This window comes from Bradyrhizobium manausense, from assembly GCF_018131105.1.
Lineage (GTDB): Bacteria > Pseudomonadota > Alphaproteobacteria > Rhizobiales > Xanthobacteraceae > Bradyrhizobium > Bradyrhizobium manausense_B.
Genome location: NZ_JAFCJI010000008.1, coordinates 1 through 21,610 on the forward strand (window position 1 = coordinate 1; position 21,610 = coordinate 21,610).

The following is a 21,610-nucleotide window of genomic DNA, read 5'->3' on the forward strand; positions in this document are numbered from 1 at the left end:
GCCGCTCAGCGTGTCGTCGCCGTCGCCACCTTCGAGGATGTCGCTGCCGGCTGCACCATTGAGCGTGTCGTTGCCGGCACCGCCATACAGCGCATCATTGCCGTCACCACCGTTGAGCGTGTCGTTGCCGGCATTGCCGATCAGCGTATCGTCGCCGGCGTTGCCGTTGAGGTTATCGTTACCCGCACCGCCGGCAATCACGTTGTCGAGCTCGTTGCCGTTGCCGGTGAACGCGGCCGTCCCTGTGAAGATCAGGTTCTCGACATTGTTGCCGAGCGTATAGCTGGTCAGGCTGGTCTGAACCGTGTCGTTGCCCTGGCCGGCCAGTTCGACCACCGCATCGCCGATATTGTCGACGATGAAGATGTCGTTGCCGGTCCCGCCGGTCATCGAATCCGCACCCGTACCGCCGTCCAGCCGATCGTTGCCGGCACCGCCGGTCAGCAGGTCGTTGCCGCCAAGGCCGAGGAGCACGTCGTCTCCGGCGCCGCCAGCCAGCGTGTTGCCCGCGGCCGTCCCGGTTTGTGTTGCCGCGCTGTCGGCCACGTCCTGCACCAGGATCGTAAACCTCGTGGTCTTCGACAGGCCCTCCTGGTCGGTCGCCGTGACGGTCAGGAACACGGACTGCCCGGCCTCGGCATCGAGCGAGATGCCTGCCTTCAGCTTCAGAACGCCGCCGACCACCTCGAACCGGGCGTCGGAGACCGTGATCGCCTGCACGTCGCCGAGATCCTGATCGTAGACGCTGACAGTCCCGATCGCCGCACCGGCGGCATTCTCCGCCACCGCCGCGTTGCTCAGCGCAATCGCATCGGGCGCCTCGTTGACGTTCAGCACGACCAGACCGATCGGGAAGTCGACAGAGTTGCCGTCATTGTCGGTCACATTGACGGTCAAGCCGAGCATGCCGACGTCGCTGTCGTCGAGCCGCGCGCCGGCCGCAAGTCGCAACGAGCCGCTGACGATCTCGAACCGCGGATCGGACACGATGAATGTGTGCGTGTCGCCGGGATCGTCATCGACCGTAACCGCGGCAATCGGCACCCCCGCGGCAATATTCTCGAACACGAACATGTTGCTGATGGACAACCCGAGCGGCGGCCCCGGCAGATTGATGACCGGCGCCGTCGCCGCACCGAAGAACGTCTCGGCCGTCCCGAGATCATCGGTATAGCTGGCCACGACGCGCAGCATCATGTCGGCCTGGGCATTGCCCGGCGTGAAGCTGGTCGTGACTGCGCCGGCAATGTCGGTCCAGGTCGAACCGTCAGGCGATTGCTGCCATTGATAGGTGAAGACAGCCGTGGTCAGGCCGTCCGCATCCGTGATCAGGTTGGCCACCGTCAGGAGATCGCCTTCCGTGGGGGTCGCTTCGCTGATGGCGAGCGTGCCCGCCGGCAGGTCGTTGACGTTTGTGATCGGTGCTGTCGGCTCCGAGAACACTTGCTCGATCACGCCGTTCGCATCCTGATAGAGTGCGCGGACCCGCAGACGGAGGCCGACCTCTGCATCACCCGGCGTGAAGGTCGGGCCGGTCACCCGAGCGACTTCGCCCGCCGTGAAGTCCGTCAGCAGGTCATCGTAGACGCCGCTGTCCGGAACGGTTTCCACTTGCCAGAAATAGGCCACGGCACCGGTGATCGCGCCGGTACCAGGGTTGTCGGCGTCCGTGATGCCGGCGAGCGACACCGTCAGCGGCTGATCTTCGGTCGCGGCTCCGCCAATGGTGAAGGTGCCCGCAGGACTGTGGTTCAAGCCGTTCATAACGATCGACTGGTCCGAGAACTGCAGCCGCTCGATATGGGTCAGCGTATCGGTTCCGTCGCCACCGACATTATCGGTCACCGTGACGGTCGAACCGAGCGCAATCCCGGCCAGGGCGGCAGCGGTCACCGCAACACCGTTCACGGTGAAGCTGTAGTTCGCGAGAGCCCCGGAGAACACGGCCGTATCGAAGTTCGCCGCGGCCGAGTACTTGATCTCACGCACGATCTGGAGCTGACCCGGATTCCACTCACCGCTCAGCATATGCGGGATCATCGGCTCCATGCTGTCGAAGGTGGCGATCTCATCCAGTACGCCGTTTCCGTTGGCGTCCACCTTCTCGCGGACGCTGATGCGCACATTGAGCCAGGCGTCGCCGTCGATGACGTCGTTACCGCCGCGCCCTTCGATGATGTCGCTGCCGTCGCCGCCCAGGATCACGTTGCCCGCATCGAAGAAGCGGACACCGCTGGACTCGCTGATGGTGTCGCCCAGCAGAGTCTCCAAGCCGTCGATCAGTGCGAAGTTGGTGAGCACGCTGCCTTGCGCGCCCGCACCGGCGATCGCCGCCGCGTCCGCGTCGTCGCCCTGCAGGACGTCGCTATGCGCCGAGCCCGAAAGGCCTTCAACGGCATCGAACCTCGCCAGGATCGACGCTCCCGACCCGGGGACCAGAGGCTGATCGAAGAAACGGTCGGTCAGGTCGATCGTCACGCCGACCGCGTCGTCCTTGAACGTTGCCCAGTCGAAGCCGGACGCGCCGATGTAGCGATCGCCAACGCCGAGGCTGCCGACCATGATGTCGTCACCGCCTTCGGCGTTGAACTTGTCGTTCTCGCCGCTGCCGATATAGACGTCGTTTCCGATGATCGGATCGTTTCCGAGCGGATCGAAATTGTCGCCGGGGGCGCCGTCGGACGTGCCGTGCTCGATCCAGTCGTCGCCCTCATTGCCCATGTTCTGTTCGTCGGCCTTGGTACCGAAGATAAAGTCGTTACCCGCGCCGCCGAACGACTCGTTGGCATCCTCACCGGTGACGATGAAGTCGCTGCCGAAGCCGCCGATGATGAGATTGATGCCGTTGCCGCCATGAATGACGTCGTTGCCGTCGCCGCCCTGGATATTGTCGTCGCCACCGAGGTCGGTGATGATGTCGTCACCGGCGCCGCCCCGGAGCTGATCGTTGCCGTAGCCGCCGTCCATTCGGTCGTTACCGGCGTCGCCCCAGATGGTGTCGTCGCCCTCGCTGCTGATCAGCGTGTCGTTCTCAGACGTGCCGCCGAGCACGACATGGTCTTCGCCCGTGTACTGCAGGTAATGCGAGTCGGGCCCGGCCGTATGCGGATCGTCACGAATGACGAGCGGATGCAGGGCAGCCGCCGGACCGTCTCCGAGGGGGTCGTCGCGACCATTGGCGCCCAGTCCGGTAAACTGCTTGGACTGATCGGTCTCGAGGATCCAGGTCGGCGTCGAAAACACCAGCGCCGGAAGATGCGTCGCATTCGTGTTCGCCATGATGAGCTTGGCGAATGAATTGCCTTCCAGCTCGGCATTGAAGGCGAGACCGGCCGTTCGCTCCAGATAGTAGAAGCGGTCGCCGTCCTGGAGCTTTTCGAGCTGGTTCTCGAAGATGAAATTGAAGGTCGAGCCGAGCATGCCGCCGAACGGCATGATCTCCTCGGCGAGGCCGCCGATCCAGAGATCGACATTGCCGAGCCCCGTGGTGGTCACGCCATCCAGATCCTTGGCGTGAGCCGCGTTGCCGTTCGTCCAAGCCCCAGTGCTGTTCAGGAAGTCCAGACGATCCGTGTAGGTCACGCCATTGATGAGCGTACCATCGGCGTCGCTTCCATCTCCGAGAACCAGCAGGATCGCTGCCGCTCGCTTGTCGGCCATCGTCGTGGACGACGTGATGGCCGCGTGGGTGCCATAGGCCGCAATGAAGTTGATCAGCGACTCCGGATGCTTCAGATACTGCATGAAGTCGGCCCAGCTCGCATAGGGCTTGAGCTGACTCTCGCCACTCTGCTCGTAGATCTGGGCGCGAACGTCGTTCAGCGTCGGAATCCCAGCATCGCGGCCGCGCGCGATGTTGATCGCTGGCAGATCGAGCGGAAGACCGAGCAGGTTGTTGCGCAGCGCTTCGGTGACGAACTCGTCGATCTCGTTGCCGACCTGGCGGGTGACGCCGCGCACGATGGCGCTGGTCGCCTCCTCCGGATCCGCTCCGCTCGCCGCATAGGCCAGCGGATTGAGGAATGCCGCGATCAAACCGAGTTGCTGGTCCGGATCGGCCGAATTCGGATCGCCGACCACATTGAAGTCGGCGTCGTAGCGGTCGACCGTTTCCGTCAGCATCGAGTGACCGAACCGATAGACGGTGTGGGCGAACTCGGCGACGATCGAGGCGTCGAGGTTGACGTCATACACCTGGGTCGGCGCGAAGAACGCATCGACGTTCGGCTGGATGGTGCGCGCGAACTCCTCGAACACCAGATGCTGGTACTGCATCTCGGTGCCGAACTTCGCCGCCTGGAACAGCCGTTCGCCGTCCCATTGGAGGAGCGCGACGTCGGCCGGAGACGTCGGGAATGTGGTGACCGGGACCCGCAGCCACTCGTTCAGGAACGCCATGTCCTGCGTCAGCAGAACGGTGTCCATGGTCTGCTGGGCAAGGCGGTTATGCTCGGAATGGAAGATGGCGTGAACCGCGGTCAGCCCGATGTTTTCGTTCACGCGGCCGTCGCCGGCGATGTAGTGGGCGTCGAGCAGCTCGTTGTCATAGGTGCCCGCAGGCTGCGGGCCGGTGTTGATTATGTCATCACCGTCCGCGACGAGCGGAGCACCGAAGTCGTTGACCGGCACCGCGGAGTGCGCGATGTCGTTCAGGAACGCGTGACCGGTGCGAGCGGCATTCGTAAGGCTGATTCCGAGCCCGCCATTGGCGGAGGGATCGCCCTCGACCAGAACGTCATCGGCGGTACCCGCGATGCCGTCGGCCCCCTTCATCACGACCTGCACGAAGCCGTTCGCGCCGGGGATGAAATTGCCGTAGGCATCGGTCGCGAGCAGCGGAACGTTGTCGAAATCCCTGTCGGTGAGATCGATGCCGAGCAGGTCGCGCGCTTGTGCCTTCACGACCTTCCAGGTTGCCATGCCGCCGATTTCGACGTCGTCAGCGGTACCGAACTTGCCATCCGCACCGAGATCGCGATTGGTGATCAGGCGTCCGGTGGCGTGAGGCTTGTCGTCATCACCCATCGCGTAGGCGCGCAGGAAGACCTGGTGCGAGGGATGCGAGGAGTACGTCTGGTTCTGGTCGACGAATGGCGAGGTCGTGTTCTGATTCTCGATGGTATCGTCGGCGGTGCCGACGACCCCGTCAGCGCCCGGGCCGTGGAACACTGTGGCGCGGGTGAGGACCATGAAATTGGTCTGTGGACTCGCGGGATTATAGAGTGGATCGTCCGGCTCTAGCGGAATGAAGATGGTGCCGTTGCCGCCCTTGGTCACGAGATCGAGACCGTGATCGAAGAACTGGCCGAAGAAGGTCATCCACGCGTTGAATGGCGCGGTGAGCCCGGCATCGGGCGCTACGTTCTCGAAGAAGAAGACCTCGCGATCGTCCGCGGTGCCGAACTGTCCGTCGATGCCTGGGCTGGTGACGATGTGGACACCGTCCTTGAGAACGTCGTCGCTGCCGACGGCACCGAAGTCGAGATGGCCGTTCGCTCCGGGATCATAGGCCGTAGCATAAGCAACGGGATTGTTGGCGGTCTGATCCACGATCAGGTTCGAGATCGTGCGCGGATCGCTGTCCGCTACGTTACCGGCCGCGCCGTAGTCGTTGTTCGTGACGGTACCCCCCGGCCCCGGGAAGAGGAACATGCTGTCACCGTCGTTCTCGTTGCGGAACGACGGGTCCGTTGCGCGCGGGAACAGATTGTCGGCCGCGCCGAACTCGGTGTTGTTGATGCCGTTGAGATCGATCAAATTGTTGAACGAGCCATCGACCGTGCGAAGGCCGATCGCCGCGCGGACGTTCGGGACCAGCGACATCAGATCTGCGCCGTCGGCGTGGGCCTCGGCGACCTTGATCTGCCTGAGGATGAACTCGAGGTCGGACCGGATGAAGTGGATCCCCTCGCCACCCGCCGTCACGTCCGGGCCGGGGGCTGTCACCGCCGCAGGCGGTGCATCGGGAACGTCGATCACCAGCGCGGTCTGTGGCGAGAAGACGATCTCGGGTACGCCGTGCGCGTCCATGTAGACGCCCTTCACCCGAAGCGCGAGCCCGGCCAGATCGGGCGTGACGCGGAACGTCGTGCCGTTCGCGCTCTGGAACGCGAGATCGCCGCCCGGAAGGATAATGATGTCTTCGAACACGCCCGAGCCTGTATCGCGCTCGACCTGCCAAATATAGGAGATCTGGCCCGTGATGGTACCGCCCGGATTATCGCCGTCGGTAATGTCCGCGCTGGAGACTCTGAGAAGTTGCCCCTCGGTCGGCGTGTTCAGATCGAGGGGAAGGCCCGTGCCGGCATCGAGGATGGCAAGCTGTCCGACCGGGTCCTGATTGAGTTCAGGCCTGAGATTGAAGGAGAAATCGGCGAACTGCAGCCGTTCGACGTGGGTGAGGCGATCGCTTCCGTCCCTGCCGGCAACGCTATCAATCACGGTAACGATGTCGTCGTTGAAGTCGTCCGGAGTGCCGGCATCGTTGAACAGAATGCTGTAGTCGCCGAGATTGCCCGAGAATACGGCGGTGTCGAATCCGAAGCCGCCGTCCTTGATCTCGCGCACGGCCACCAGCTGGCCGGGGTTGTAGGTCCCGTTCAGCATGAGCGTGAACATGTCCGCCATGCTGTCGAAGGACGCGATTTCCGGGCCGCTCCCGTCGGCGTTCTGGCGCACGCTGATGCGAACGTTGAGCCACTTGTCGCCGTCGATCAGATCGTCGCCGCCGCGGCCTTCGAGGATGTCGCCACCGCCGCCGCCGAGGATGATGTTGCCCGTGGCAAATCCGGTCGCTCCGGCACCGAGAAGCTCCTGGAGACCGTCGATCAAACCGACATTGGTCAGAGCCCCGCCCGTGGCGCCGCCATGATTGAGGATCGTGACCGCGTCGACGTCATCGCCGCGCAGAATGTCCGTGTACTTCGTGCCCGACAGGCCCTCGACCTCGGCAAAGCGGTCGAGGATCGAACTCGGCGAGGCCGCGAAGGGAAGCGCGATGTGATCGCCGATCTCGCCGACGCCACCGAAGATCGCAAGTCCGAGGTCGGCCGTGACGCCGAACGGATCGTTCTTGTAGGTGACCCAGTCGAAGCCGGACATGCCGTCCATCTTGTCCTGGGCATCGCTGCCCACGAAGATGTCGTCGCCGCCCTCACCGATCATTTCGTCAAAACCGCCGCCACCGACGAAGATGTCGTTGCCGATGACGTTGTCGGCCAGGAATGGCGCAAAATTGTCGCCGGGCGCGCCGTCCTGCGTGCCCCACTCGATCCAATCGTCGCCCTCGTTGCCGGTGGGCGGCAGACTTACCTTGGCGCTGTAGATGAAGTCGTCGCCCTGCCCGCCGAATGTGGTCGAGATATCCTCATAGGTGATGATGAAATCCTTGCCATCGCCACCGAGAATGATGTTGCCGAGACCCGCCGCCATCATGTTGCCGGCGTGGATGACGTCGTTGCCGGCGCCGCCCTGGAGCACGTCGTCGCCGCCGAGGTCCGTGATGATGTCGTCGCCGTCGCCACCAAGAATCGTGTCGTTCCCGTAGCCGCCTTCCAGCCTGTCGTTGCCGCCGTCGCCGTACAGCGTGTCGTCGCCCTCGCTCGAGATGATGATGTCGTTGCCGGCGGTGCCGCCGAGCACGACATGGTCGGCGCCGTTGTATCTGAGAAAGTTCGTGTCTGATCCCGTCGTTGCCGGATTGTCGCGCACGACGAGGCCCTGAACTTCCTGGCCGAAGATTGTGATTCCGCCGGTCGGGTCGTCGTGTCCGCCGATCCCAAGACCCGTGAACTGCTTCGATTGATCGACCTCAAGGGTCCACGTGGGCGTGGTGAAGATCGCATCCGGCAGATGCGTGACGTCCGTGTTGGCCATCACCAGCTTGGCAAAGGAATTGGCCTCGAGTTCGGCACCGAAATGCAGTCCCGCGGTGCGCGACAGATAGTAGAAGCGGTCGCCGTTCTGCAGGTTCTCCATCTGCGTCTCGAAGACGAAATTGAAACTCGAGCCGAGCAGGCCGCCGAAGGGCATCTGCCGTTCCGCCAGGCCGCCGACCCAGAAATCGATCGAGCCGAGGCCGGTCGTCGTGACGCCGTCGAGATCCTTGGTATGGCTACCGCTGTTTGCCCAGGCGCCCGTGCCGTGCAGGAAGTCAAAGCGATCAGAGTAATCGACTCCGTTGATCGTCACGCCGTCCGAATCGTCGCCATCGCCGAACACCAGCAGACTCGCCGCTGCGCGCTTGTCGGCCAGGGTCGTGGCGGATGTGATCGTCTCGTGGGTGCCATAGGCCGCGATGAAATTGACCAGCGATTCCGGATGCCTCAGATGCCCCAGGAAATCGGCCCAGCTGATATAGGGCTTGACGTTCTCGTCGCCCGACATCTGGTAGAATTCAGCGCGTGCCGCATTGAGTGACGGAATGCCGGTATCGCGGCCGCGCGCGATATTGAGCACTGCGAGATCAAGAGGCGTGCCCAGGAGGTTGTTACGGAGGGCCTGCGTGATGAACTCGTCGATTTCGTTGCCGACGGTCCGCGTGACGCCGCGCACGATGGCGCCGGTCGCTTCCTCCGGCGTGAGGCCGCTTTGGGCGTAGGCAAGCGGATTGAGGAAGGCCGCGATCAGGCCGAGCTGCTGGTCCGGATCGGCGGCGTTCGGGTCGCCAACGACGTTGAAGTCGGCGTCGAAGCGATCGACTGTCTCGGTCAGCATCGAATGACCGAAGCGATAGACCGTATGCGCGAACTCGGCGAAGATCGCCGGGTCGATCGTGGTATCGTACCCATTAGGTGCGAGGAATTCGTCGACGTTGGGCTGGACGGTGCGGGCGAATTCTTCGAAGACGAGATGCTGGTATTGCATCTCCGTACCAAACCGCGCCGCCTGGAATAGCCTGTCGCCATTCCATACCAGCGCATCGATTTCGGCCTGCGTTGTCGGCACGGCCACGACCGGCATCAGCAGCCACTGATTCAGGAACGCGACGTCGTTCGACGCGAGCGCCACCTCCTTGGTGTGCTCGACCAACCGGTTGTGCTCGGCGTGGAAGATGGCGTGCACGGCCGTCAGGCCGATATTCTCGTTCACACGCCCGTCGCCGGCGATGTAGTGCGCGTCGAGCAGCTCGTTGTCATAGGTGCCTGCCGGCTGGGGGCCGGTGTTGACGATGCTGTCATCATCTGCAGTCAGCGGAGCTCCGAAGTCGTCTACCGGCTTGGCAGAGTGAGCAACATCGATCAGAAACTGATGACCCGTGCGGACGGCGTCGGTGAGATCAATCGGCGCCGCCGGATTGCCTTCCACCAGGAAATCGTCGGCCGTACCGGCGATTCCGTCGGGCCCCTTCATCACGACTTGCGGATAGCCATGCGCTCCGGGAATGAAATTGCCGTAGGCGTCGGTCGCCAGCAGCGGCACGTTGTCGAAATCCATGTCCGTGAGCTTGATGCCGAGCACGTCACGTGCCTGCGCCTTCAACACGGCCCAAGTCGACATGCCGCCGATCTCGACGTCATCGGCGGTGCCGAAATGTCCATCGCCGCCAAGATTGCGATTGGTCAACAGGTTGCCGGTCGTGAACGGGCGAATGCTCTCGAGCCCGGGCCCCGAGGGTCCATCCGGATCGACTGCAAGCAGATGATATTCGCGGAGGAAGACCTGGTGCGATGGATGCGAGGTGTAGGTCTGATTCTGGTCGACGAATGCTGTCGTCGTGTTCTCGTGCTCATGGATGTCGTCGGCCGTGCCGAGCACCCCGTCCGGGCCGGGTTGACCCGTCGCACGCGTCTCGATCATGAAATTGGTCGGGCTGCCCGGAATGTAAAGCGGATCATCGGGTTGCAGCGGGATGAAGACGAAGTCATGGCCGCCCTTGGTCACGAGATCGAGGCCGTGGTCGAAGAACTGCCCGAAGAACGTGAACCAGGCGTTGAACGGCGCGGACAGGCCGGCGTCGGGCGTGACGTTGGGAATGAAGTTGACCAGCGTGTCGTCGGCGGTGCCGAAGATGCCGTCCAGCCCCGGACTGGCGACGAGTCCGGCCCCAGACGTACCTGCTGCGGCGGCGACTGCGGCGGGGTTGTTGTTCGTTTGATCGACGATCAGGTTGGAGATGATACGCGGCTGGGAGTCGACGACGTTGCCGCTGGTCTGCGCATAGGTCGTGGCCGGACCGGCCGGGCTGCCGGGTCCGAAGAAGTCGGGAGGGAGCCCCTCGGCGGCCCGGAACACGGGCGTCAACAGCCGTGGGAAAGTCGTGTCCGCCGCACCAAACTGTGTCTGATCGATTCCGAGATTCTCGTTGAAGACAAGATTGTTGTACGAACCGTCGACCGTTCGAAGCCCCCAGGGAACCTGAACGTTCGGCAGGATGTTCAGAAGGTCCTCTCCGTGGGCATCGCGCTCTGCGTAAAGAATCTGCGCAAGAATGAATTCGAGGTCGGAGCGAATAAACTGAACAGCCATGGGAAACCCCTTTTTCAGAAATGGATCTGCTTCAGAAACGGATCTGCGCTTTCCGTACAGTGAAGTTAATACCACGTGAATGAGATCGCATACGTGCGGCAGTCGCGCGCAGCGACGTTCTGTCCGATTGCGCGCGGCAGGCAATCAAAGCGAGTTGTTGAGAAGCAGATTCACGTTCGATCGAGTGGCTGCCAATCGGCGGCATGCTCGTTCGCTGCAAATCATCGATGACCGCGGTCTGCACGATCTGCCCGTAGTCTTTCTGCGGGCATGATGCCGGTTAACTGAAGGACTAGTCGCATGGAGATCACCAAGCGAACGATCAAGCCATGACAGCCTTCGACGTCGCGGCTTGAATGCGACCTGCGCCCCGACAGCCTCATGGGCGGTCGGATAAAACAAGCGGCTATGACATCCCGGCGGATGATTTCACGGGGGTGGATGGTGTGGCGTCGCGTTTTGCTCCCTGCGTGCTTTCCTCGCACCCGAGAATGCGAATGGACACTCCTGCTGAGCGGACAGACGTAAAGACCAAGCAAGAATTGCGGAGCGAAGCGGGACGATGGCTGCGCGATCTGCGTGAACTGCGCGGCCTGTCGCAGCGTGACCTGGCCTCGCTGGTCGGCACCAGATATTTCACATTCATCTCTGCAATCGAAGGCGGGCGCGGGCGCGTCCCGCCGGACCGATATCTGGTGTGGGCCAAGGCGCTCGAGGTTCAACCGAGGGAATTCGTCCACAGGCTGATGTCTTACTACGATCCCATCACGTTCGGGATCCTGTTCGAACCTGTCTCCGATCCATCGCAGCGGTCGCAGGAGCGCTCCCCAAAGGGACCCGCATGGCTGTCGGCGCTCATCGCGTCCCTGCGACGCGGCGATGGCAAAGAGGAAGAAACGACCGAGTGCAGCCACAGCGAGTCTCGCTAGACCCGCCTCCGCTGCGCGGTGCAGCTCTCGAAATTTTCCGCCGACGGCTGCTAAGCGTTAGTCTCTCGGATCCCCCTCGGGCAGTATCTCCGGAGTTGTCCAGACGACACCATCCGGCGTCGGATTCGGTGTGGGCGTGATTGCTGTCTGGGGTGAGCCGGGCACGCCCGTGAGAAGTTGAATGCGCATGAGCATCGCAAAATCTTCATGCACCGTGTTGTGGCAATGATTGACGTATGACCCGCCATACTCTCCGAACTGGACCTGGAACGTGACCTGCCGCTGGCCGATGGTCCGTAGTCGCCAGACGTCCTTCCTGACGAGCTTTTCGGTTGCGGGAATTGGGTCGGTGCCGCGATTGATAGTCACGCCCTCTTCGAAATGGAGGTGGATCGGATGGTCCCAGCCGCCACCGCCATTGACATAAGTCCAGTGTTCGACCTCCCCGGGCTTCGGGATCAGCAGCGAGACTCGGTTCGCGTTCATTGAATGCGAGTCCTGTCCATTGACCCTTACGGTCCATGGGAACGATGCGGTCTCTGAACAATCAGGCGTGCATTGACCTGCAGCGTTGCGGGAATTGCCACTGCCTGACCGGCCGAATTCGACGAGCCGCGTCCGTACGGGTGCAACAATCGGGATTTGCTGGGTCAGCGTCAGGGGAACGACGCTGCGATCCGGAGTCGTCGAGGAATGAACATGGCCCGGCATATCCACGCTGTTCACCGAGCCGACGACGTTGAACTGTAAAATTCCTCCGATGCAGGGATCGAGCGGATCACCGGCCAGCGCTTGCGCCAACGAGAGGTCGCGCTGCGGTCCCCGTCCGTCAGGGCGCATCTGCAGCATGTTCACCAGGGTCACGCGATCACCCGGCCTGAACCTGGAAAAGTCGACGATGATATCGTAGCGCTCGGCTGGCCCCTGATGATCAAGGCTCGTCAGCGTGATCGGGTTCACGACGAAATTGCCGTCGTTCGCGATGAACTGGAAAGGCACCGCCGTCCCCGTCGAATTGACGAGCCCCAACTTCCAGAATCGCGACATGGAGGCATTGAGAATGCGGAACCGGTACTTGCGCGGCAGGACCTCGAAATACGGTGCGTAAGCCGAATTGACGAGCGGGACGTCACCGAGGAAGCCGTCCGTGTTGAAGATATCGAAAAACAGCTGCCCGTCCTGACGCATTGCCGCATCGGACACGATGAGGTTGACGTCGAAGTCGAGGTTGCCCCAGTCCAGCAGGCTGCCACTGGGAAGGCGGAGGTTGACCCCGTCGGCAAGCGCCTCGTTTCCCCGATCCGGGCCGCTGTACATGTTCACGGCGCCGTAATTGCCCTTGTAGACATTCTCTGCGGTGAAAAAAAAGCGATGGTCGTGAAACCATAGTGTCCCCTGCAGCTCGCGAAAATCGCCGGGAACGTTGATCAATCCGCCATTGCCGTCAGGACCGGAAGCCCTGCGGTCCGTCGCCTGCGTGTTGATCTTGTCGCGGCGGGCAAGTGTCGTGCTCCAGCGATAGTCGTAAAACGTGCCCGGGAAATGGTGCACATTCGCGGCCCCGTCGCTCTCGGCGCCGTTGTGAGCGTTGTGAAAGTGAACCTGGGTCTCATTGATGCCGAAACCCTCATTGGCACCGCGCACCAACGGGAGATTGTTATAGATGCGGGTCAGGATGGGTTCGCCATAGCGCGCCTTGATAAGGGGTGGCGGCATCCTTCCTGTTACATATCGACCGGCGCCGTAGCACCAGACGCTGTTCGAATATTGGTCGGTAAAGGCGGGGTGGAAACGGCAGCCGGCCGAGACCGACCCCAGCGACATGACGTAGCCGGCTTTCGGGAAGAATTCGTCCCAGCGCTGATGCGCAAAGACTTCTCCCGGGGGACGCCCCTCGACAGGCCCCCTCCCCGACACAAGATTCCGGAATTGATCATCGGTCGGATTGGCCGTGAAATCGGTGTGATAGGAGAGGCGTTTTGCAGGGCGCTCGCCATAGCTTGCCGGAAAGATGGCATTGCGCGTCATCGGGTCGCGCGTCAGCGGAATCGGCCTTTGAACGTCCAGCCGCGGCATCATGCAACTGTATTTCGCCTGACCGTAGAGATAGCTCCTGGGCGCCCCGGTCGGGACAGCGGCATATGCGCTTCGGGCAAGAGGGCTAAGGCCGTTCTTGAGTGCCAGCGCGCCGGTGGCGGAGTATATTCCCCATTTGAAGAGGTCGCGCCGGCTGATCTGTCCCTGCGACAGGGCTTTCACGATCTCTGCGCGATTGTCACGCGCCTTCTGCGCTTCGCGTTGACGCGCGAGCGATGCCTTGGGCGAGATATACATCTCTCTTCCCTTTTGAACGTCGGCGGACGCGGCAAATCTCCCTGCCGCCAAATAAGGCGGACGGCTTTCCGCGTGGCGCGTGATGCGCTGATGACCGAGAATTCACTTCGCCGGAGAAAACAATAATTTTGAAGCAATCGATCAAGATGTCGGCGAACATCTCAAGCGCTCCGAAAGTACGGCCTTCATCCAGCAAACTCAATATAGATGGCGATGCCTGCGACATTGAGCGGCAGGCGACCTTCTGGTCGAACCGACTGCAGTGTCGATCGCGGCCAACGCGGCTCGCGGCAGAGTCTGGCGTCGAACGCTCCGGACGGGGAACTGGCGCCGCATCATCACGGATATCGGCCGACGGAACTTCCTGTATTAGGTTTACTGTAGTCGACAGGCAAAACACGCTGTAGTCTGGCGACGCCTCGGCTCGGGCAACTGCGGCCCTACCGGGGCTCACGCGACAGGCTGCCTCGTGGTCCTGCCGTAGGCGTCACAAGCTTTGTGTGTTGGGAGGCCGCGTTGCCCGATAACCCATCAGGAAGCGACTTGTACGCGGCGCCCGATAGATCGTTGCTGGTTGCCTCATCGATCCCCGTGGTCCTCGTTGCGGCAGCGCTCGTCGTTACGCATTTCAGCGTCGAGATCGCCGACTATCTGACCCAGCATGCCGTTCCTCGGAATTCCCGCCTGGCCGAAAATGAGAGTGGGCTGACGAAACAGGATTTGAGGAAGGGCAACGCGATTACCGACCAGCCAGCCTTGGCCGATCGAGCCGTCGCGCCGGCCGACGTTTCGCAAGCGGTCCCGGCGCAGCAGATCGTGTCCATCCCGGAGGCCGGAGCCTCCCTGAAGGAGACACGGTCCGACGGGCCTGATGTGCAGGCGGATCAGGCACGGAGCGCGCCCTCGCTCGAAGCGGAGGCTCCCGCACGGGAGACCGCCGCCGGGCGCGAACAGCCGGCCGCGAGCATGGCGCAAGGGCGTCAGACCGTCGACCGCGAGCCCGCCCGAAGTGCTTTCGATGAAGCCATTCAGCAGAAGCTGGCAGCCGAGCTATCCGTCGCGGAACTGCGACAATCCTTGCAGCAGGAGCAACAGAAGACGACCGCGTTGATGCAGGAAGCCAAGGCTGCGCAAGCGATGACGGTGGCCGCCGACGCTCAGCGGCTCGCGCTCGAGGAGGCACAGGCGCGTGCCGTTGCGCTTGCAAAAGAGCTTTCGGAAAACCACCGCGAAGTCGAGAGCTGGGCAGCTCAATCGCAAAAGGCGCTCGACGAAGCCATGCAGCAGAAGCTGGCGGCTGAGAACACCGTTGCGGCAATGCGCGCAAGCCTGCAGCAGGAGCAAGAGAAGACCGCCGCCTTGATGAAGGATGCCAAGGCTGCGCAAGCGATGATAGCGGCCGCCGAGCAACAGCAGCTTGCACTCGAAGCGGCGCAGGCGCGTACCGCTGCGCTCGCGAGCGAGCTTGCCGGTATCCGCAGCGAAAGTGGGACCCGAGCCACCCAGGCACAAAAGGCTCTCGATGAGGCCGTGCAGCAGAAGCAGGCCGCGGAGAGCACTGTCGAGGACCTGCGAATAAGCCTGCAGCGGGAGCAGCAGAAGACGACCGTCTTGATGCAGGAAGCCAACGCTGCGCAAGCGATCACGGCGGCCGCCGAGCAACAGCGGCTCGCGCTGGAAGCAGCCGAGGCCCGTGCCACGCAGTCGCAAAAGGCTCTCGATGAGGTCCTGCAGCAGAAGCAGGCGGCGGAGGGCACAATCCTGGAACTGCGAGACGTCGTGCAGCGAAACCAGGAGAAGACGGCCGCCTCGATGCAGGAAGCCGAGGCAGCTCAAGCGATGGCGGTGGCCGTCGAGCAACAGCGGCGCGCACTCGAAGAGTCACAGGCGCGGAGCGTTGCGCTGGTGAACGAGCTTGAGGGAAATCACCGCGAAAGCGAGACCCGCGCAGCGCAATCACAAAAGGCAATCGATGAGGCTCTGCAGCAAAAGCAGGCTGCGGAAGTCACTGCCGCGGAACTGCGGCTGTCCCTCAGGCAAGAGCGCGACAGGATCGAGACGATCATGCGGGATCACGTGTCCGAGCGCCGCGCGACGGACGGGCGCTCGGATGGCAATCCGACGGAACGTCAAGCCGTCCCCAACACGCAAGCCGTGAAGCCGGCCACGGCGGAATCGCCAACGGCGGCCCCAGAGCAAGGTGATACGGAATCGGCCAAGTTGCTCGCGCGCGCCGGCGCGCTGATTGGGCAGGGCAATATCGGTGCAGCGCGGATCGTGCTCGAACGGGCCTCCGAGAGCGGTAACGTACGGGCAAGCTTCATGCTCGCGGAGACATATGACCCCGCCGTCCTGTCTGCATGGGGCACCTACGGAACGCGCGGCGAGACGACGAAGGCGCGCGAGCATTACGAGAAGGCCCAAACCGGTGGCATTCGGGAGGCGAAGGACCGGCTCGACGCGCTGAGCCGGTGAGCGGGATCAGGCTTGTATTCACGTATCGCCGGCACGGGCTGATGGACTGCCATCGGCGTACAGAAAGAGGGATGGAGATGAACAGCATGTCAAATCCGCGCGCGCTGCTATTCGCCGCGCTGACGCCCGCCATCCTGATCCTTGCATCGGCAGATGTGTGCGCGCAGTCCGCCAAACGTGAGGCCGCTCCGGCCGTCCGCGGCATCTCCGCGCATTCCGATGAAAAGGAAAAGATGAACGCCTGGACCGTCGGACTTGCCGGCGGCCTGATCGAAGGTGCTCCCCTCCGCCTCGCAGCGGAGATGGCGCGCGTCGTCGATGACGGTCCCAACCTGCATGTTCTGCCGATCGTCACCCGGGGGGCCACCGAAAACGTAAACGCGCTGCTGTACTTGCGTGGCGTCGATACGGCAATCATCAATTCCGACGCGCTCGAAGAGTACTCGATTCAGGTCCCGGAGATCCGGCGCCGGATCACATATGTGCTCAATCTGTTCCCGTCAGAGCTGCATGTCTTTGTCCGTCCCGAGATCGAGAGCCTGCAGGACCTCGCCGGCAAGAAGGTCAATTTCAACAGTCAGGGCACGGCCGCGGCATATTCGGGACCGCTGATCTTCAGCCGTCTCGGCATCAATGCAGAAAAAACCTTCATCCCGCATCAGCTCGCGCTCGAACAGATGCGAAAAGGCGAAATCGCCGCTGTCGTCTTCATCACGTCGAAGCCTGTTGATGCCTTCGTGAAGGGACGCTGGGAACCCGGCTTCAAGTTCCTTCCGGTAAAATACGAAAGCAAATTCGAGGACTACTATCTTCCAGCGGTGCTGGAGGCGGGCGAATACCCTGCCCTGATCAAACAAGGCGAGCGTGTCTCGACGATAGCGGTGCCGACTGCGCTCGTCGCGTTTAACTGGCCTCCGAAAACCGACCGTTACGATCGTGTTGCCCGCTTCGTCGACATGCTGTTTTCGCGCATCGATAGACTGCAGGTGCCGGGGTTCGACCCGAAATGGAAGTCGATCAATCTGGCTGCGACGGTTCCGGGCCTCACCCGCTTTCCGGCGGCACAGGAGTGGCTGAATCGTGAGGCGCGTTCACCGCGGGCATCGCGATGAGAACGCTTCCCCTATCCGTGGCACTTGGACTTGCGGGCGGAGCTGCGTTCGCGCAAGGCGCAGCCGATCCGATCGCGCATCTTCGCGCCTGTTCGGCAATGGAACGTGCCGAGAGGCTCGAATGTCTGGATGGACTGTCGCGCGACATCGCACAGCCGGATCGTCCGGTGCGGAACAGCGACAACTGGATCGTCAGCGAGACCACATCGCCGGTCAATTACACACCGATCGTGACCGCGACCGCGCTCTCTCGCGAGGGCTCCGATGCGTCCTCGATGCAACTCGCCATCTATTGCCGAAATGGTCGCACCGAACTCGTGGTTTCTGGACCCGCCGTCGCTGGCCGTAGCCCGGACACCATTTCCTACCGGATCAACGGTGGCGAACCGGTGCAACTTGCGGCAGGGCAACCCTCGTTTGGAACGGGCGCTACGTTCACCGGTGACGTCGTGCGCCTGTTGCAGTCGTTCCCCGAAGAAGGACACGTCTCCGTTCGCGTCGCCGCCCGGACGGGGGCTGCCCAAGAGGGGAATTTTTTGCTCAGCGGACTGAAGACAGTGCGGGAGAAACTAAGCGCGGCGTGCAAATGGCCACACGCCGTTGCAGGGCCACATCATTAACGGTCACCGGATGGGGAGATATTCCATGAAGAGACTCAGCATGATTGCCGGAGTAGCAGTGATTGCGGCACAGCTCTTGATCGCGACGTCGGCAGAGGCACAGGCGCAAGCCCAGGCGAGCAAGCAGTATTCGGGGCAGCAAAAGCCCAATGCGATTTCCAAGCCCGAATCGCCGCGGGCAACCAGGAAGCTGCATCGCCTCGTCCTGCAGGTGAACAGCAACGAAGCGGCGATGATGAACCTCACTCTCAACAATGCGAGCAATGTGCTCCAGTACTACAAGGACCTCGGCGAGAAGGTGTCGATCGAGGTCGTCGCTTTTGGCCCGGGCCTTCACATGCTGCGCGATGACACCTCGCCGGTAAAGGCGCGAATCGAGACGCTTGCCCTGAGCAGTCCGGAGATTTCCTTCAAAGCCTGCGGCAACACTCGCGAGAACATGAGCAAGGCCGAGAGCAAGGAGATACCGCTCATATCGGAAGCGAGAGTCGTAAAATCGGGTGTCGTCCGCGTGATGGAACTGCAGGAGCGGGGCTGGAGCTACGTCAAGCCGTGACCGGCGTTCCCGGCTCTCATTGCCGGCTGCCGTCGGCAGCGGGATTTTGTCGCAGACAACGAGACGTCGAACAACATTTCTCCGGCTTGTGGTAGCGTACACAGTCAACCAGATCCAAACACGTTTCGGCCAAGCCGATACCCGTCGACTTGGCCTTTAAGTGGTGCGGCTCCGGCGCAATCCCAGTATCCGCGTGTCGGAGCCGCACTATTTAATCGAGCAGACGCAGCTATGTTGCGTCGACTAACGGCTAACGAAAGCCCTCCAGCGTGAACCGGTCGGCCTTCTTGTCAGCTGCCGGGCAATGGCTGCAGCGATCGCTCGCCTCGGCCGGGCAACCCGAACGGCATCAGTGCGAGAAAGATCATCTCGAGCCGTCGGGCTTTGGTCGAACCGCTCAGCCAGACGGAACGACAGCAGAAAGGCATCGATCTGCTGCGACGCGTCGCAGAGAAGTTTGGCGCCATTGGGCCGACCTCGGTTCGTTCATCCTCTCGCGCGATGGCAGCGACGAACAAGCCGTCGAGTCCGCCGCGCTCGGTGCCGCGGCTCGAGATATTTGTCATTTACGCGCAAGCGCCGGGACAGAGCGGAGAACCGTAATCCCGCATCTTGGAGCCGGCGAAGAATCTGACCATAGCGCCTCTCCGACGATAACGATGCGTGGATAGCTGTTTCTCGGATGAGCTTGTTCGCGTCAGCCTCCGCGGTTTCGAAGGCTGGCGGAGAGAGTGGGATTCGAACCCACGGTACGGTTTCCCGCACACACGCTTTCCAAGCGTGCGCCTTAAGCCACTCGGCCATCTCTCCGGAGCGCCCTCTCTTGAAGGGGCGCCGGTGATTTTGCAAGGGATCGCGGGGAAATCGGGTGAATTTTCCGCAACATATTGTATTTGCTGGAGAATATATCGTCACGCGAGGCCGTCCGGAACCCCGCCAGGCTGAACCCATCGCGGGTTTGGCGCGACGATTCACCTGAGCACACCAAACATGACCGGGGACGCCATGACCATCCGCAAGACGCTCGCCGTCCTTAGCCTGATTTCGGCCTTTGGCACCGGCTCTACCGCGCCGGCTCAGGCCCAGGCCTGCACGCGCCAGGGGGGCGACGTGACCTGCGACGACGGGCGGCGCGGGGTGCTTTCAGGCGATGCAATCCTCTGGCCGGACGGGACCCGCTCCAGTTCGACGCCACATCAGAGCGTGATCATCGGCAACAAGAGCTCAGTGCATGTCGGGCCTGGTGTGTTCGTCGGCCAGGGCAAGGGCGTGGTGCCGATGGATGATCCGAACGCGCCCAACAAGCGGCAATGCGCTGTTCTGGATGGTGTGTCGTATTGTTATTGAGAGACCTTCTAGCCTCACGAATGCTACGCGCCGTCATGCCCGGGCTTGTCCCGGGCATCCACGTTCTTGGTAGCGAGAGGTAAGACGTGGATGGCCGGGACAAGCCCGGCCATGACGAGAGCTTCTTAGATCAACCGCACACCGGAGATCGCCGATTTCAGCCAGCGCAGAGCCTGCGGCGGCTGGGCGGCGAGCGGGGCTGCCGCGACCTTCTCGGTGCGGCACTTCTCCAGCTCGGCGACGAAATCCGACGACCATTGCTGGATAGTGTGGCCGCGCAGCTTCTTCATCATCGCGTCCCACCGCATCTTCCGCTCGGTGAGCGGCATCGCGGCGGCAACTGCGATCGCTCGCGCCATGCCGTCGATGTCATGCGGATTGACCAGCAGCGCGGTCTCGAGTTCGTTGGCGGCGCCGGCGAATTTCGACAGCACCAGCACGCCGGGATCCGCCGGATTTTGCGCGGCGACATATTCCTTGGCGACAAGGTTCATCCCGTCATGCAGCGGCGTCACCACGCCGACCTGCGCGGTGCGATAGAGGCCAGCGAGCACCGCCTGGCTGAACCCCTTGTTGAGATAGCGGATCGGCGTCCAATCGACCTCGCCATGGCGGCCGTTGACGTCGGTGACGAGGCGCGCGACCTCGTTCTGAAGATTGCCATAGGCCTCGATGCCGCCGCGCGACGGGTTGGCGATCTGAAGCAGAGAGATGCTGCGCGCAAACTGCGGCTGGTCGGTCCAGAGCCGATCGAACGCGCTGATGCGGTTGACCAGACCCTTGGAATAGTCGAGCCGATCGACGCCGATCGCGAGCCGCTCGCCATTGAGGCTGCGGCGCAGGCGCGAGACATCCGGGTGTGACGCCGACTTCGCGGCATAGGCTGCGAACTTCTCCGCGTCGATGCCGATCGGAAACACTTCGCAGCGTGTGCGTCCGTGATGCGAGAGCACGGCGCCATCCTCGACGATGAGACCGAGTTCGCCGCCGGCATAGGAGAGGAAATTCTGGCAATCCTCCTCGGTCTGGAAACCGAGCAGATCATAGGCCAGCATCGCATTGATCAACTCGCGATGATTGGGCACGCCCTGCATCACCGCGGCGACCGGCCACGGCGTATGCAGGAAGAAGCCGATGGGATCGTCGACGCCGAGATCACGCAGCTCCGCGCCGAGCGCGAGGAAATGATAGTCCTGCACCCAGAACGCTGTCCTGGCCTTTCTGAAGCGGAGCAAGGCGCGCGCCATGAAGGCGTTGACCTCGCGATAGCTGACATAGTCATCGCGCGAGACGCGAATCAGATCGCTGCGCGAATGCAGCGCCGGCCACAGTGCCGAATTGGCAAAACCTTCATAGTAGCCGCCGTAATGCGCCGCCGGCAGATCCAGCGTCGCAATCGCGCCGGTTCCGAGCGCCTCGATTTCAGCGAAAGGTTCCTTCTGATGGCCGTCACGCACGCGGCCGGAGGAACCCACCCAGATGGCACCCGAATGCTCCACGACGGGAAGCAATGCCGCTGCGAGGCCGCCCGTCATGGGTTCGTTGGGCTTACCGCGGGCAACCCGATTTGAAACGACAACCAAGTTCACAGGTCGTCCCCTCCTGTTCATTCCACCCCGTTTAACTGCCGTTCATCAATATGGTTCCTGTCATCATTTCTACGAAATGAAACCAAAGTCAGGCGAGCGCGTTGGAACCAGTTTCCTTTGCGGGAACCCGCCGATTTCATTTGGGAAAGATCGATTTCGCGCAGCATGGGTCACACGCGCA

The 21,610-nt window shown here is 62.4% G+C and carries 8 protein-coding genes, 1 tRNA gene and 1 pseudogene; 6 read left to right on the plus strand and 4 right to left on the minus strand.

The window, feature by feature from the left end:
• Positions 1-10,467: peroxidase family protein (locus tag JQ631_RS30940; RefSeq protein WP_283841839.1), on the minus strand; the 10,467-nt coding region annotated here is incomplete at its 3' end.
• 497 nt (positions 10,468-10,964) lie between these two features.
• Here JQ631_RS30940 and JQ631_RS30945 point away from each other — a divergent pair.
• Positions 10,965-11,252 (plus strand): annotated as a pseudogene (locus JQ631_RS30945) (helix-turn-helix domain-containing protein); the annotation flags it as partial.
• A gap of 201 nt (positions 11,253-11,453) precedes the next feature.
• Here the strand turns inward: JQ631_RS30945 and JQ631_RS30950 are convergent.
• Positions 11,454-13,730, minus strand: coding sequence for a multicopper oxidase family protein (locus JQ631_RS30950; RefSeq protein ID WP_212333500.1), 2,277 nt, complete (start codon positions 13,728-13,730; stop codon positions 11,454-11,456).
• Positions 13,731-14,297: 567 nt separating this feature from the next.
• Between JQ631_RS30950 and JQ631_RS30955 the strand changes: the two genes are divergently transcribed.
• From JQ631_RS30955 to JQ631_RS30970, 4 genes are all read left to right on the plus strand, one after another.
• Positions 14,298-16,205 carry a coiled-coil domain-containing protein gene (locus JQ631_RS30955; RefSeq protein WP_212333503.1) on the plus strand — a complete coding sequence of 636 codons (1,908 nt, stop codon included), beginning with the start codon at positions 14,298-14,300 and terminating at the stop codon, positions 16,203-16,205.
• A gap of 77 nt (positions 16,206-16,282) precedes the next feature.
• Positions 16,283-17,317, plus strand: coding sequence for a TAXI family TRAP transporter solute-binding subunit (locus tag JQ631_RS30960; protein ID WP_249161335.1), 1,035 nt, complete (start codon positions 16,283-16,285; stop codon positions 17,315-17,317).
• A 98-nt stretch (positions 17,318-17,415) separates the two neighbouring features.
• Positions 17,416-17,937, plus strand: coding sequence for a hypothetical protein (locus tag JQ631_RS30965; protein WP_249161322.1), 522 nt, complete (start codon positions 17,416-17,418; stop codon positions 17,935-17,937).
• Positions 17,938-17,962: 25 nt separating this feature from the next.
• Positions 17,963-18,493, plus strand: a complete 531-nt coding sequence (locus JQ631_RS30970) for a DsrE family protein (protein ID WP_212333510.1) — start codon at positions 17,963-17,965, stop codon at positions 18,491-18,493.
• 720 nt (positions 18,494-19,213) lie between these two features.
• Here the strand turns inward: JQ631_RS30970 and JQ631_RS30975 are convergent.
• Positions 19,214-19,303: transfer RNA gene (locus JQ631_RS30975), tRNA-Ser, on the minus strand.
• 195 nt (positions 19,304-19,498) lie between these two features.
• Between JQ631_RS30975 and JQ631_RS30980 the strand changes: the two genes are divergently transcribed.
• Positions 19,499-19,840, plus strand: coding sequence for a hypothetical protein (locus JQ631_RS30980; RefSeq protein WP_212333513.1), 342 nt, complete (start codon positions 19,499-19,501; stop codon positions 19,838-19,840).
• A 125-nt stretch (positions 19,841-19,965) separates the two neighbouring features.
• On the opposite strand, the gene JQ631_RS30985 is transcribed toward JQ631_RS30980, so the two are convergent.
• Positions 19,966-21,429: a trehalose-6-phosphate synthase gene (locus JQ631_RS30985; RefSeq protein ID WP_212333516.1), complete on the minus strand. Its 1,464-nt coding sequence runs from the start codon at positions 21,427-21,429 to the stop codon at positions 19,966-19,968.
• Positions 21,430-21,610: the final 181 nt, after the last annotated feature.